Origin of the sequence: Pseudonocardia hierapolitana (assembly GCF_007994075.1) — a bacterium.
Classification (GTDB): Bacteria; Actinomycetota; Actinomycetes; order Mycobacteriales; family Pseudonocardiaceae; genus Pseudonocardia; species Pseudonocardia hierapolitana.
Genome location: NZ_VIWU01000001.1, coordinates 5,731,483 through 5,745,307 on the forward strand (window position 1 = coordinate 5,731,483; position 13,825 = coordinate 5,745,307).

Here is a 13,825-nt window from a genome sequence, read left to right on the forward strand (position 1 = left end):
CTGCCGTGGCAGATTCCGATGAATTCCGGCACGCTCGTCGTGTGCGACTCCCCTACATCGGTTCCGGCCCGTACTGCTACAGCAATTCCCTCGCGATGGTCCTCGGGGAGGGTGCCCCGCCGCCGTCGTGATCGAGGTGCTCACCGGCTCGCCGTTCGGGTTCCACCTGGGCGGTGGGCTCGCGTGGTTCGACCCGCTCGGCTGGGATCCGGATCTGGGCTTCGACTCGGCCATCGACCTGCTCGGATGGGCCTGCGAGCGGGCTTCGGGTGGCTCGGCCGCGGACGCGGTCGAGCGGTTGCGCGCCGCCGACGGCCCGGTGTTCGTCGGGCCCGTCGAGTTCGGCCTCCTGCTGCATCACCCCGGATCCGGTGAAGTGCTCGACTCCGACCACTTCATGGTCGTCACGTCCGTGACGGACGGCGTCGTACATTTCCACGACCCGCACGGATTTCCGTACGCCACGTTGCCCGTCGACGAATTCATAACCGCCTGGGAATCGGTCACGTTCGAATACGCCGCCGAGCCGTTCACCATGCGCACCGGGTTCCGCCGCGTCCGGGAGGTGGCCGTGGCCGACGCGCTGCGGGCATCCCTGCCCGCCGCCCGGCGCCTGCTCAACCCGGACGGCGAGAGCCCCGGTGCCGCCGTCGAACGGTTCGCCGGGCTCGTCGCGGCCGGGCTGAGCCCGCGGCACGAGGCGCACCTCGTCCACTTCGCCGTCCGGGTCGGTGCCCGTCGCCTCGCCGACGCCACGGCGTGGCTCGCCCGGCTCGGTCTCGCCGACGCGGCAGCCGTGGCCGAGCGGCAGGCGCGGCTCGTCGGCGGCTTGCAGTACCCGCTGGTCCGGGGCCACCGGGAGCGCGTGAGCGAGCTGCTCGCCCGCTTCGCGCCGACCTACGAGGAACTGGACGCGGCGCTCGCCGCGGCCGGCGTTCCCCGCCTCTGAGAGCTCAGTGGCCCTCCGCCGCTCGGGCGGCGCGCACCGCATCGGAATCAGCGATGTCGCCGCACCGCAATGCTATCGGTATGATAGCCACTGTGGCCGACCTGCTCATCCGCAACCTCGATCCCGTGACGCACCGGGAGCTCAAGCGCCGCGCCCAGCGCGCGGGGCAGAGCCTGCAGGCCTACGTGGCCGGGCTGCTCGAAGCGCAGACCGCTCGCCCGGCGATCGAGGATTGGCTGGCCGAGCTGGAGGAGATCCCGCCGGTGGAGGGCGCGAGCGGAGCTGACGCCGTCCGTTCGGCGCGCGACGAGCTGCCGTGACGACACTCGTCCTCGACGCCTCGGCAGTGGTCGACCTGCTGCTGCGGAACCGGAACGGCAAGGCGGTGCAGTCCCACTTCGACGGTGCGGAGCTGCACTCGGTCGCCCACCTCGACGCCGAGGTGTTCTCCGCGCTGGCGCGCCTGCACCGGGACGGGACGCTTGCGGCCGCAGCGGTGGACGTCCGACTCCGCCTGCTGGCCCGGATGAACGTGCTCCGGTTGCCCATCACGGGGGCGCTGCTGCAGGAGGCCTGGACGCTCCGGCACAACATCACGGCTCGGGACGCGCTGTACGTCGCACTCGCCCGGCGCCTGCGCGGACGGCTGCTCACCACCGACCAGCGCCTGGCGCGAGCGGTCCCCGGGCTCTGCGTCGACCTCGCGGCTATGTGATCCGCTCGGCGCCCGCGGACGGCTCCGTGGCGCGGATGTCCGGATCCTGGTGGCCCGCCGTCGCGAAGGCCGCCCGTACGGCTCCCGAGACGGTGTCGACGGCGTCTGTCGGCACCAGCGCGATGGCGGAGCCGCCGAACCCGCCCCCGGTCATCCGGGCGCCCAGCGCGCCGGCGGCCCGGGCGGTGGAGCAGGCCAGGTCGAGCTCGGGGACCGACACCTCGTAGTCCCCGGCGAGCGAGGCGTGGGAGGCGTCGAGCAGCGGACCGATCTCGGCGATCCGGCCGGCGTCCAGCAGCGCGACGGTGCGCCGCACCCGGTCGATCTCGGTGACGATGTGCCGGGCGCGGGGGAGCAGGTCCGCGTCGAGCGCGGCGAGGTCGTCGAGGGTGGCGTCGCGCAGGCTGGGCCGCCCGAGCGCGTCCGCAGCCTTCTCCACCGACGCGCGGCGGGCGCCGTACTCGTTGTCGGCGTGGCTGTGGCGCACCTTCGTGTCGATGATGAGCAGGGTGAGCCCGACCTCCGTCGGGTCGAACGGGACCTGGCGCGTCGACTCGTCGTGGGTGTCGAGCAGCAACGCGTGCCCGGCCCGTCCGAGCAGCGACGCGGCCTGGTCCATGCCGCCGGTCTGCGCGCCCACCACGTCGTTCTCCGCCCGGCGGCACGCGTCGACGAGCACCTTCCGGCCCTCGGCCGAGCCACCGAGGCCGAGCCCGAACAGGTCGTCGACGGCCAGGGCCGCCCCGCACTCGAGGGCCGCGGACGAGGAGAGCCCCGAGCCGAGGGGAACGGTGTCGGTGACCAGCAGGTCGATCCCGCCGACCGCGTGGCCCGCCTCCCGCAGCGCCCACAGCACACCGGCGACGTAGCCGGCCCAGCCCTCCGGGCGGCCCGGCCCGACGTCGGAGAGTGCTCCGTCGAAGCCGCCCTCCTCCGACAGGCTGCGCAGCCGGAGGCGGTCGTCGTCCCGCTTCGCCACCTCGACGATCGTGCGCTGCGCGATCGCGAACGGCAGGCACAGGCCGTCGGCGTAGTCGACGTGCTCGCCGATCAGGTTGACCCGGCCGGGCCCGGCCCAGCGGCCGTCCGGCTCGCGTTCGAAGAGCTCCGCGAACGTCGTCACGATCCGACCTCCCGCAGCCGCTGGGCGATCCGCTCCGGCAGCGCGTCGTTGATCCAGGCGCCGGCCCCGGACTCCGAGCCGGCGAGGTACTTGAGCTTCCCGGGCGCGCGGCGCAGCGAGAACAGCCGCAGGTGCAGCCGGGTGAGGTCGCGCCCGGTGTGCACGGGCGCCTGGTGCCACCCCGCGATGTACGGCGGGTGCGGGGCCTCGTCGAAGTACACCTCGAACCGGTGCAGCAGGTCGCGGTACAGCTCCGCAAGCTCGGCGCGCTCCTCCTCGGCGAGGTCGGCGAAGTCGCGGACGGGCCGGTGCGGCACGAGGTGCGCCTCCACCGGCCAGCGCGCCGCGGCGGGCACGAAGACCGTGAAGTGCGTGCCCTCGCGGACGACGCGGGTGCCGGCCTTGTGCTCGGCGGCCAGCACGTCGTCGTGAAGGTCGCGGCCCGTCCGCTGGCGGTGCTCCGCCGCCCGGTTCAGCAGCTGTGCGGTGCGCGGGGTGACGAACGGGTAGGCGTAGATCTGCCCGTGCGGGTGTTCGAGGGTCACCCCGATCTCGGTGCCGCGGTTCTCGAACGGGAACACCTGCTCCACGCCCGGCATCGCCGACAGCGCCGCCGTGCGGTCGGCCCACGCCTCGATCACCGTGCGCACCCGATCGACGGGAAGTGCGCCGAACGACGAGTTGTGGTCACTGGTGAAGCAGACGACCTCGCACCGCCCGACCGCCGGGCGCTGCGGCCACAACGGGTCGCCGTCCACCTCGGTCGGCACGTCGGTGGCGACGTCCTGGGCGAACGACGGGAACCGGTTCTCGAACACGACGACGTCGTAGTCCGATGCCGGGATCTCCGACGGTGCGCGGCCCTGACGCGTCGGGCACAGCGGGCAGGCGTCGGCGGGCGGGAGGAACGTGCGGTCCTGGCGGTGCGCCGCGATCGCCACCCACTCGCCGGTGAGCACGTCGTATCGCATGATCGACCCGGTCTGCACCTTCGGCAGGTCACGCGTGTCCGGCGGCGGCACGCGGTCGGGCGTGACGTCGTCGAAGTAGATCAGCTCGCGCCCGTCGGCCATCCGGGCGGCCGTGCGTCGGATAGTGCGCTGCGCCGATGATTCGCTCGCAAGCTCGCTCATGCCGCCAGCACCAGCCGTCCGCAGTTCTGCTCCAGGGCCTGGCGTGCCTCCGGTTCGAGGCCGTCGTCGCTCACGACGACGTCGACCTCGTCGAGGGTGGCGATCGTGCTCAACCCCACTACTCCCCATTTCGAGTTGTCGGCCACCACGGCCACCTGCCGCGCGCTGGTGAGCAGCGCCCGGTTCGTCTCGGCCTCCGCCAGGTTCGGGCTGGTGAAGCCCGCCTCGACGTCCATCCCGTGCACCCCCATCAGCAGCCAGTCGACGTGCAGCCCGCGCAGTGCCGCCACGGCGACCGGTCCGACCAGCGCGTCCGACGGGGTGCGCTCGCCGCCGGTGAGCACGACCGTGAGGTCGGGCCGCGGCGCGGCGTGCAGCACCTCGGCCACCCGCAGCGAGTTCGTGACGACCGTGAGCTGCGGGATCGCCAGCAGCATCGACGCGACGGCATGCGTCGTCGTACCCGCCGAGAGCGCCACCGACGCCCCCGGTCCGACGAGCGCGGCGGCCGCCTGCGCGATCGCCCGTTTCGCCGCGGTGTTCAGCGCCGACTTCGCCGCGAATCCCGGTTCCTCCACGCTGCTGCCCGCCGCGGTCGCGCCTCCGTGCACGCGGGTGACGAGCCCGCGCCGGGCGAGCTCGTCGATGTCGCGGCGCACCGTCATGTCCGAGACGCCCAGCTGGTCGACCAGCTCCGACACCCGCACGCCGCCCGTCGCACGGACGGCGTCGAGGATCAGCTCCTGCCGCTGGCGGGCGAGCATCAGCCCTCGTCCGACCGGATCACCGCGGCCGCGCCCGCCGCCACGCGGACCTCGCCGTCGACGCGCTCCCCGGTGAGCAGGTCGGTGCCGGTGGCCGGGACGCCTGCCGGGAGGTCGCCGCGGTTGAGCACGAACAGGTACCCGCCGCGGCGCACGACCTCCAGCCCCGGCTGGGGCGCGTCCAGCCGGTCGATGCCTGCCTCGCGGGTGAGCCGGTCGGCGAGTGCGGCCGTGGCCTCGTCGTCCAACCACGTGGCGAGGTACCAGGCCGCGCCCTCGCCGACGGCCCGGCGGGTGAGCGCGGGGGTACCGGGCAGCGGGCCGTCGGTGTAGCTCGCGATGACCTCGGCGCCGCCCGCCTCCAGCCGCTCCGTCCAGACGTCGGCGGTGCTGCCGTCGTCGAGGGTGACGGTGACCCCGGGCAGGAGCGGCGCGAACTCCTCCGTGCGCACCCCGAGGAGCTTCCGGAACGCGCCCGGGTAGCCGCCGAGGCGGATGTGGTCGTGCTCGTCGACGATCCCCGAGAAGTACGTGACGAGGACGTGCCCGCCGCCCTCCACGTACGCCTCCAGCGCCGCGGCCGTCTCGTCGGTGCACAGGTACAGCGTCGGGACGATCACCAGCTTGTAGCCCGACAGGTCGGCCGATGGGTGCACGACGTCGGCCGTGGCGCCCAGCTCCGTGACCGCGCGGTGCCAGCGCAGCGCGGCGTCCATGTAGCGGACCTGGCAGGACGGGTGCGAGCCGAGGTCACACGCCCACCAGGCCTCCCAGTCGACGAGCAGCGCGACGTCCGCCTCGACCCGGCTCCCGGCGACCTCACCGAGCTTCTGCAGCGTCGCGCCGAGCTCCACGACCTCGCGGAAGCGCGCCGAGTCGGGCCCGGCGTGCGGCACCAGCGCCGAGTGGTACTTCTCCGCACCGGCCTTCGACGCCCGCCACTGGAAGAACCCGACGGTGTCGGCGCCACGGGCGACGTGGCGCAGCGAGTCCAGCAGCAGCTCACCGGGTTTCTTGGCCGGGTTGACCGGCTGCCAGTTCACCGCGCTCGTGGCCGACTCCATGAGCATCCACGGCTCGCCACCGGCGACCCCACGGGTGAGATCGTCGCTGAACGCCTGCTCGGCGCGCGGACGCGGCAGCCGGGTGTCGATGTAGTGGTCCTGCGAGACGAGGTCGAGCTGCGGCGCCCAGCGGAAGTAGTCGGTGCCCGACTGCCGCGGGTTGACCATCAGGTTGGTGGTGACGGGGACGTCCGGCGAGAGCTGGCGCAGGACGTCCCGCTCGGCGCGGTAGTAGTCCAGCAGCGCGTCGGAGGAGAAGCGGGAGAAGTCCAGCTCGTGGCCCGGGTTGCTGATCGTGGGCGTGAGCCGCGGCGGCAGCACCTCGTCGAACGACGAGTAGCGCTGCGACCAGAACGCCGTGCCCCACGCCTCGTTCAGCTTCTCGACCGAGCCGTACCGGCCGGCCAGCCAGCGCCGGAACGCCGCGGCGCTCACGTCGCAGTAGCACCTGACGATGTGGCACCCCAGCTCGTTGCTCACGTGCCACAGCTTCACGGCCGGATGGCTGCCGTACCGGCGGGCCAGCTCACCGACGAGCTGCAGCGCGTGGTCGCGGAACACCGGCGAGCTGGGACACCAGGACTGCCGGCTGCCCTGCCAGAGCGTGCGCCCCTCGGCGTCGACCGGGAGGATCTCCGGGTGGCGCGTCGTGAGCCACGGCGGCGGCGACGCGGTGGCGGTGGCCAGGTCGACGGCGATCCCGTTCGCGTGCAGCAGCTCGATGACCTCGTCGAACCACTCGAACTCGTACTCGCCCGGCGTGGGCTCGAGCATCGCCCACGAGAACACCCCGAGCGTCACGAACCCGACGCCCGCCTCCTCCATCAGCGCCACGTCGTCGCGCCACACCGAAGGGTCCCACTGCTCGGGGTTGTAGTCGCATCCCATCGCGATGCCGGGGAAGGGGAGCACGTCATCCTCTCGTCGGTGACTCGCACACAAGACAACACTTCCGAACAGAAACCCAAGCGACCCTGGTGTGATGTCCGGCATGTGTCAAGGCGGACGGGTCCATCCGGCCGCAGCGCCGAACGTACCCATCGGCGATCGAACGTCTACCGCGCTCCCATCGCGGGCACCATGTGTGGACGGGGGACGCACGAACCGGGGAGACGAGATGTGGAAGTTCCTGCTGGGCGCCGCCGTCGGGTACGTGCTGGGCGCCCGGGCCGGCCACGAACGTTACGAGCAGCTGCACCGCACCTACCAGCGCATCGCTGACCACCCCGCCGTCCAGGGGGCGGCCGGCGTCGTCCGCGCACGCGTCGAGGAGGCGGTGAACGGCCACAAGCACTCCGACGCGCACGGGGAGGGGGTCCGCGGGCGGGCGGGGGCCGTGCGCTAAGGTTCTTCCTGCCAGCGGGGGCTCAGCCCCCGCGCCCGTACGGTCCTCCGTAGCTCAATTGGCAGAGCATGCGACTGTTAATCGCAGGGTTGTTGGTTCGAGTCCAACCGGAGGAGCATCTCCCCAGGCCAGCGGCCTGATCGGGACTGCGAGCCAGGATTGGCACCCGTCACGCGATCTCGTACTCATCGGAGGCGCGGATACCTCTCCTGAGGCAAAATACGGGCATGGATCACGTCGACGTCGACGGGATGCGTATCGCCTACAGGCGCGCGGGTGTCGGTCCGGTCCTGGTGATGCTGCACGGCGCGCCGACCGACAGCCGCACGTGGCAGTGGATGCTCCCTGACCTTGCGCGCGACCACACCGTCATCGCCTGGGACGCGCCGGGTTTCGGCGAGTCGTCGGACATCGATGATCACTGGCGAGCGCCGCAGTTCGCCGACGCCTTGGCGGCATTCGTCGCCGCGCTCGACCTCGAACGGCCACACCTCGTGGGTCACTCATTCGGGACGATGGTCGCATTGTCGCTGTTCCGGCGTCATCCCACAGTGCCGGCGAGTCTGGTGCTCGTCAGCGGCTATGCGGGCTGGGCAGGTTCGTTGCCGCCGGAGGAGGTGGCACGACGGCTCGAGATGTTCGTCGGCATGGCCGAGCTGGGCGACGCGTTCGACCCGAAGTCGTATCCGGGCTTGTTCTCCGAACTCATCCCGCCCGACCGTGAGGCCGTGTTGGCCACGATGATGCGTGAGAACATCCGCCCGGCGAGTGTTCGAGCGGCTGGGTACACCGGAGCAGAGACCGACCTCCGGCCCGTGCTGCCCACTGTTGACGTCCCGACGCTCGTCCTGCACGGCGCGGCCGACGTTCGCTCGCCCCGCGCCAACGCCGAGGCGCTCCACGCTGCGATCTCGACATCCCAGCTCGTCGTGCTTCCGAGACTCGGCCACGCCTGTGTGGTCGAGGACCCCGAGACCTGCGCGACGGAGATCCGCCGGTTCATGACGACCGTGAGCTGAGACAAGGGCGATCACCTGCTGGTTCGAGTCCAATCGGAGGAGCATCTCCCCAGGTCAGCGGCCTGATCGGGATTGCGCGCCAAGATCGACCCCCGGACTCGGGTGGGGTGCCGTCTCTCCTAGGGTCGGTCCAATGGGCAGTTCATCATCTGTGCGTCGTCCTGCAGATCTCGACCTCGTTCGCGAGTCCTACGACCGCGTCGCGGACAACTACGTGGACATGGTGGCGACGACAGGTCTCGGGGACATCCGCACCCAGCCCTGGTTGCGAGCCGCGATGGACGTGTTCGCCGACGCGGTCGGCGGACTGGGCCCGGTGCTCGACGTCGGGTGCGGCCCGGGCACCGTGACGGCGTACCTGGCTGAGCGCGGTCTGGACGTGTCCGGTGTGGACCTGTCGCCTCGCATGATCGAGCACGCACGCCGCCTGTACCCCCATTGCAGCTTCAGCGTCGCCTCGTCGACCGAGCTCGATCTGGCCGAGTCGTCGTTGGGTGGAGTGCTGGGGTGGTGGTCGTTGTTCAACCTGCCTCGCGACGTTCTGCCGCAGGTCTTGTCGTCGTTCGCCCACGCCCTGGTGCCAGGCGGGCAACTGATCATCGCGACGCACGTGGGGGACGCCGACCTGGCTCGGACCGAAGCCTACGGCGGGGTCGCGGTCAGCTGGACGACCTACCAGTGGCAGCCGGAGCAGCTCCTCTCGCTGGTCGAGCAGGCAGGCCTACGACCGGTGGCCGACCTGCGGCTTCCCCCCGAGGGCCCGATCGGCCCGGTCGTGGTGCTCGTGGCCCGGCGCGATCAGTGACGGGTGGTGACGGCATCGCCGGCTGCGCGGCGGGTCAGTCTCGCCCGCCGAGGCGATCCACCGCCTCCTTGGCCTCGCGAAGATCCGCGCCCGTGGCCTCGCGGTAGACCCTGACCGCCTGGACCGTCCTGCCCTGCGCCACCAGGGCCTCGACCCGCTCGAGGTGCGGCTCGGGTACCTCGATGCCGAGGTGGTCGAGCACCTCGTCGAGCTTGCGCTCGACGAGGGCCAGTCGCCGCATCTGGCGCTCTGCGTCCCGCCGGCCCGTCGCCACACTCGTGACGACCAGTCCGAGGGCGACGGCGGCAACCAGACCTATGAGCGTGTAGTCCACGGCCGGAACGATAGGGGCCTGCTCTCGACGGTTGTGCCGCGGCTGACGCCGCTTCCCCGGGCACCTTCGACGTCGACGTCCACGGGTTCACGATCACCCGCCGCCGGCCTTCGTGCGCGGACACAACGATCCACAGCCGGAGTATCAGGGCTAGCCCGCATCAGGGATTGACGGGCCCGACATCCGGTGGAGGATCGGACGATGATGACCGGCGACGAGATCGTGCTCGGCCCGCTGCCCAAGGGCATCACCCTCGCGAAGGAGGGGATGCGCAAGAAGGTGTGGAACGTTCTCGGCCACACGTACTGGATGAAGGCCGCGAGCGACTCCAGCTTCGCCTTCGAGACCTACGACCCGCCCGGTACGGGTGTGCCGCCGCACGTCCACCCGCTCCAGGACGAGCACATCTACGTGCTGGAGGGCGTGTTCACCCTGTACCTGGACGGCGAGTGGACCACGGCGGGCCCCGGCGACACCGTGCTCATGCCGCGCAACCGGCCCCACGCGTACTACAACCGGAGCGAGGCGCCCACCCGCGGCCTGTTCTGGGTGAGCCCGGCCGGGAAGCTCGTGGCGCTCTTCGACCAGCTGCACAACCTCACCGATCCCGAGGAGGTCGTGCGCCTGTCCGCCGAGCACGACGTCGACTTCCTGCCGCCCGGGTCGGTGGAGGGCGCCTGAGCCGTCGTCCGCCCGTTCACGCCGGTCCGCGGCAGGCGGGGGCGTGGCGCCACCACCGACAGCAGGGAGTTCCATGGCCGAGCAGACGGCGTCCCCCGTGGTGCGCACGCGAGGCGGCGCCGTGCGCGGCGTGCTCGACGGCGGGATCGCGGCCTTCCGCGGCATCCCGTTCGCGGCACCACCCGTCGGCGCACTGCGGTTCCAGGCGCCGCGGCCGGCCGACCCGTGGGACGGCGTGCGCGAGGCCGACGTGTTCGGGCCGCCCCCTCCGCAGGCTCCGCTGGCCCCACCGCCGCCGGTCCCCGCCCCGGTGGGGCCGGTCCGGCACGACCCCGGCGACTGGCTCACCGTCAACGTCTGGACGCCCGACCCCGGCGCGGCGGGCCTGCCGGTGCTCGTGTGGATCCACGGCGGGGCGTACCGGATGGGTTCCTCCGCCGACCCGGGGTACGACGGGTCGGTACTGGCCCGCGGCGGCGCCGTCGTCGTCACCGCGAACCACCGCGTCGGCGTCGAGGGGTACGCGCAGCTGGACGGCGCGCCGGCGAACCGCGGGCTGCTCGACGCCGTCGCGATGCTCCGCTGGGTCCAGGAGGAGATCGCCGCGTTCGGCGGCGACCCCGCTCGGGTGACGGTGTTCGGCGAGTCCGCGGGTGCCGGCGCGATCGCCGCGCTCATGGTCATGCCCGTGGCCGAGGGCCTCTTCGCCAGGGCGATCACGCAGAGCGTGCCCGGCACGTTCTTCAGCCCCGCGCTGGCCCGTGACGTCAGCGCCGAGCTCGTCGCGCCGCTCGGGCTCGCGCCGGCCGCGGCCGCCCTCGCCGACGTGCCACCGGAGCGGCTCATCGGCGCACTGGCCGCGCTGGACCAGCGGATGCCGGCACTCGGCCGCTGGGGCCTCGTCGCCCACACGCCCACCCCGTTCTCGCCGGTCGTGGACGGCGAGGTGCTGCCCACGACCCCGTGGACCGGGCTGGCGGCAGGCGTCGCGCGGGACGTCCCGCTGATCGTCGGGCACAACCGCGACGAGTGGCGGCTGTTCCTCGTGATGGGCGGCGAGCGGATCACCGACGAGATGGCGGCAGGCGCGATGCGCGGGTTCGGGCCCGGCCCGGACGCGGAGGAGCGGATCCGGGCGGCCTTCCCCGGCGCGAGCGCGGAGGAGCTGCTCGTCCTCACCTGCTCGGATCGGATGTTCCGCATGCCGAGCGTGCACCTCGCCGAGGCCCACGCCGCCGGTGGCGGGCGCAGTCACCTCTACGAGCTGACCTGGCCCAGCCCCGCCCTCGGCGGCGTGTTCGGCGCCTGCCACTTCCTCGACGTGCCGCTCGTCTTCGGCGTGTCCGACAGCGGCCTTCCGCTCCAGCTGCTGGGCTCCCCGCCGCCCGGCGAGGCCCGCGAGGTGTCCGCCCAGATGCAGGGCGCGTGGATCGCGTTCGCCCGCGAAGGCGACCCCGGGTGGGAGCCCTACGACGGGCAGCAGCTCACGCGCGTGTTCGACGCGGCCGAGCGGGGTGGCGTGCGGCCCTATCCCGAGGAGGCCTCGTGGAAGCTGTGGGCCGACGCCCCGCCCGAAGTGCTCGACCTGCGCTGACCACCCGGATCCGGGGCCGCAGGCGCACCTGCGCGGTACGCGCAACGGCGCGGATCACGTCGCGCGGATCGCGCATGTAGCGCATGATGGACCCGCGACCGTGGAACGGAGGAGCGGTGTCCGGGCCGACCGAGCTGTTCGTCATCGCCGACGACCTGTCCGGCGCCGCGGAGACCGCCGCCGTGCTGGCCCGGCCCGGCGCCGCCTCGCGCGTCGTGCTCGCCGGTGGCGGGCGTCCCTTGCGGGTGGCGCCCGGCCTCACCGTGGTGGACCTCGACAGCCGCACCGCGGCGCCGGCCGACGCCGCCGATTCCGTGCACGCCGCCCTCGCGGCCGCGCCCCCGTCGGCCCGGATCGTCAAGAAGATCGACTCGTTGCTGCGAGGCAACCTCGCGGCCGAGATCGGCGCGCTGGCCGCCGCACGGCGCGTCGTGCTCGCCCCCGCCCTACCGGTGGCGGAGCGCACCGTCCGGGACGGGGTCGTGCACCTGTCCGGGATCCCGCTGCACGAGACCGACGCGTGGCGGATCGAGCCGTCACCCGCCCCGCTGAGCGTCGCGGCGGCGCTCGCGCCGCTGCGCACCACCGTGCTCGGGCTCGAGGCCGTCCGGGGCGACGTCGCCGCAGCGCTGGCCGGGGCACTCGAGCGCGCGCCCGTCGTGATCTGCGACGCCGTCACCGATGCCGACCTGGACGCGCTGGCCGCCGCCGCGCTCGCCCGGCCCGACATCGTGCTCGCCGGGTCCGGTGCGTTCGCCGCCGCCATCGGCCGGGTCGTCGCGGGCCCGCCGGTGGAGAGCGGCGCTCCGCGTCCCGAGCGGCCGCCTTCAGTCCTCGTCGTGGTCGGATCGGCCGCGGACGTCGCCGCCCAGCAGGTGGAGCGGTTGCTCGCCGACGGGGCGCGCGAGCTCCGGGTGCCCATCGCCGGGGCGCGGCTCGAACCGGGGGTCACCGTCCTGCGTCCCGCCCCGGGCGCCGGTGCGGACCCGCGGACCGTCGTGGCCGCGCTCGCCCGGGCCGTCGTCGATCTCGATCCCGGTCCCGACGGCGCCGACCTCGTCCTCACCGGAGGGGAGACCGCCCGGCGGGTACTCGACGAGCTGGGGATCGACCAGCTCGAACCGCTCGCCCAGATCGGGCACGGCGCCGTCCGCAGCCGCACGGCCGACGGGCGCCACGTCGTCACCCGGCCGGGCAGCTTCGGCGGGGTCGATTCACTGCGCGACATCGTCGCGGAGCTGCAGTCACTTTCACCCGAAGACCAGGAAGGCGCCATGACAGCCACCGCAGCATCGAACGACGCCCGGCCACTCGTCGCTGTCACGATGGGCGACGGCGCAGGCGTCGGGCCGGAGGTGATCGTCCCGGCCGTCGTCCACCCCGACACCCTGGCGCGCTGCCGCCCCGTCGTGATCGGCGACGCGGCCCGGCTCCGGCTGGCCGCCCGGATCATCGGCCAGGAGGTGGAGATCGTCACGGTCGACGAGCCCGCGCAGGCCGAGTTCGGCGGGAACCGGATCAACGTGATCGACCTCGGGCTGCTGCCCGAGGACCTGCCGTGGGGCGCGGTGTCGGCCGTCGCGGGCGAGGCCGCCTACCAGTACATCCGGGTGGCGGCGGAGCTCGCGGTTGCGGGTGCCGTGCAGGGGATCTGCACCGCGCCGCTGAACAAGGAGGCGCTGCACGCCGCGGGGCACCGGTTCCCCGGCCACACCGAGCTGCTCGCGCACCTCACCGGCACCGAGGAGGTGTCGATGATGCTCACCACCCCGAAGGTCAAGGTCGTCCACGTCACCACGCACATCGGGCTGATCGACGCCGTGGCGAGGATCGAGCCGGGGCTCGTCGAGCGGACGGTGCGGCGCGGGCACGAGGCCCTGGTGCGCGCCGGGGTGACGGAGCCGAAGATCGGCGTCTGCGGCATCAACCCGCACGCGGGCGAGAACGGCCTCTTCGGTTACGGCGAGGAGGAGGAGAAGATCGTCCCGGCGCTGAAGGTGCTGCAGGCCGACGGCATCGACGCGCGCGGCCCGCTGCCCGCCGACACGGCGTTCTTCCTCGCCGGGCGCGGCGACTACGACCTGATCGTCGCGATGTACCACGACCAGGGGCACGCGCCGGTCAAGGTGCTGGGCATCGAGTCCGGCGTCAACATCACCGTGGGCCTGCCGGTCATCCGCACCTCCGTCGACCACGGCACGGCCTTCGACATCGCGGGACAGGGTGTCGCCGAGCCCGGCAGCATGGTCGAGGCGTTGCGCCAGGCGGCCGAGCTGGCGTCGCGGCCGGCCGCCTGACG

General features: G+C 72.9%; 14 protein-coding genes and 1 tRNA gene. 10 read left to right on the forward strand and 5 right to left on the reverse strand.

The window, feature by feature from the left end:
* The first annotated feature begins 127 nt into the window (after positions 1-127).
* The 3 genes from FHX44_RS27285 (at position 128) to FHX44_RS27295 (ending at position 1,664) form a co-directional block, all read left to right on the forward strand.
* Positions 128-949 carry a hypothetical protein gene (locus tag FHX44_RS27285; protein ID WP_212612661.1) on the forward strand — a complete coding sequence of 274 codons (822 nt, stop codon included), beginning with the start codon at positions 128-130 and terminating at the stop codon, positions 947-949.
* A 92-nt stretch (positions 950-1,041) separates the two neighbouring features.
* On the forward strand, positions 1,042-1,269 hold the full coding sequence (locus tag FHX44_RS27290; protein WP_147258416.1) for a FitA-like ribbon-helix-helix domain-containing protein: 228 nt from the start codon (positions 1,042-1,044) through the stop codon (positions 1,267-1,269).
* Complete coding sequence (locus FHX44_RS27295) at positions 1,266-1,664, forward strand: type II toxin-antitoxin system VapC family toxin (RefSeq protein WP_147258417.1); 399 nt, start codon at positions 1,266-1,268, stop codon at positions 1,662-1,664. The genes FHX44_RS27290 and FHX44_RS27295 overlap by 4 nt, the downstream gene beginning before the upstream one ends.
* Here FHX44_RS27295 and galK read toward each other — a convergent pair.
* From galK to FHX44_RS27315, 4 genes are read right to left on the reverse strand one after another with little or no spacing between them, the layout of a single operon-like run.
* Positions 1,657-2,787, reverse strand: a complete 1,131-nt coding sequence (gene galK, locus FHX44_RS27300) for a galactokinase (protein WP_246170611.1) — start codon at positions 2,785-2,787, stop codon at positions 1,657-1,659. The two genes, FHX44_RS27295 and galK, sit on opposite strands and share 8 nt — an antisense overlap.
* Positions 2,784-3,881, reverse strand: coding sequence for a galactose-1-phosphate uridylyltransferase (galT, locus tag FHX44_RS27305; RefSeq protein ID WP_147261497.1), 1,098 nt, complete (start codon positions 3,879-3,881; stop codon positions 2,784-2,786). The genes galK and galT overlap by 4 nt, the downstream gene beginning before the upstream one ends.
* A 35-nt stretch (positions 3,882-3,916) precedes the next feature.
* Positions 3,917-4,684, reverse strand: a complete 768-nt coding sequence (locus FHX44_RS27310; protein WP_147258418.1) for a DeoR/GlpR family DNA-binding transcription regulator — start codon at positions 4,682-4,684, stop codon at positions 3,917-3,919.
* A complete protein-coding gene (locus FHX44_RS27315; RefSeq protein WP_246170612.1) occupies positions 4,684-6,660 on the reverse strand; it encodes a beta-galactosidase in 1,977 nt (658 codons plus the stop codon). The genes FHX44_RS27310 and FHX44_RS27315 overlap by 1 nt, the downstream gene beginning before the upstream one ends.
* A 205-nt stretch (positions 6,661-6,865) precedes the next feature.
* On the opposite strand from FHX44_RS27315, the gene FHX44_RS27320 reads away from it, so the two are divergent.
* The 4 genes from FHX44_RS27320 to FHX44_RS27335 all read left to right on the forward strand — a co-directional run bounded on the left by FHX44_RS27320 (position 6,866) and on the right by FHX44_RS27335 (position 8,917).
* Positions 6,866-7,093 (forward strand): hypothetical protein, encoded by a 228-nt coding sequence (locus FHX44_RS27320; RefSeq protein WP_147258420.1) that lies wholly within the window; start codon positions 6,866-6,868, stop codon positions 7,091-7,093.
* 43 nt (positions 7,094-7,136) lie between these two features.
* Positions 7,137-7,209, forward strand: a tRNA-Asn gene (locus FHX44_RS27325).
* A gap of 180 nt (positions 7,210-7,389) precedes the next feature.
* Entirely contained in the window at positions 7,390-8,112 is a 723-nt protein-coding gene (locus tag FHX44_RS27330; protein ID WP_212612662.1) for an alpha/beta fold hydrolase, read from the forward strand.
* 151 nt (positions 8,113-8,263) lie between these two features.
* On the forward strand, positions 8,264-8,917 hold the full coding sequence (locus tag FHX44_RS27335; RefSeq protein ID WP_246170613.1) for a class I SAM-dependent methyltransferase: 654 nt from the start codon (positions 8,264-8,266) through the stop codon (positions 8,915-8,917).
* 34 nt (positions 8,918-8,951) lie between these two features.
* Here the strand turns inward: FHX44_RS27335 and FHX44_RS27340 are convergent, their stop codons facing one another.
* Entirely contained in the window at positions 8,952-9,251 is a 300-nt protein-coding gene (locus FHX44_RS27340) for a hypothetical protein (protein WP_212612663.1), read from the reverse strand.
* A gap of 201 nt (positions 9,252-9,452) precedes the next feature.
* Between FHX44_RS27340 and FHX44_RS27345 the strand changes: the two genes are divergently transcribed.
* From FHX44_RS27345 to pdxA, 3 genes are all read left to right on the forward strand, one after another.
* Positions 9,453-9,932 carry a cupin domain-containing protein gene (locus FHX44_RS27345; RefSeq protein WP_246170614.1) on the forward strand — a complete coding sequence of 160 codons (480 nt, stop codon included), beginning with the start codon at positions 9,453-9,455 and terminating at the stop codon, positions 9,930-9,932.
* A gap of 73 nt (positions 9,933-10,005) precedes the next feature.
* Positions 10,006-11,526, forward strand: coding sequence for a carboxylesterase/lipase family protein (locus FHX44_RS27350; protein ID WP_147258423.1), 1,521 nt, complete (start codon positions 10,006-10,008; stop codon positions 11,524-11,526).
* A 116-nt stretch (positions 11,527-11,642) separates the two neighbouring features.
* Positions 11,643-13,823 carry a 4-hydroxythreonine-4-phosphate dehydrogenase PdxA gene (pdxA, locus tag FHX44_RS27355; protein WP_212612664.1) on the forward strand — a complete coding sequence of 727 codons (2,181 nt, stop codon included), beginning with the start codon at positions 11,643-11,645 and terminating at the stop codon, positions 13,821-13,823.
* Positions 13,824-13,825 lie beyond the last annotated feature (2 nt).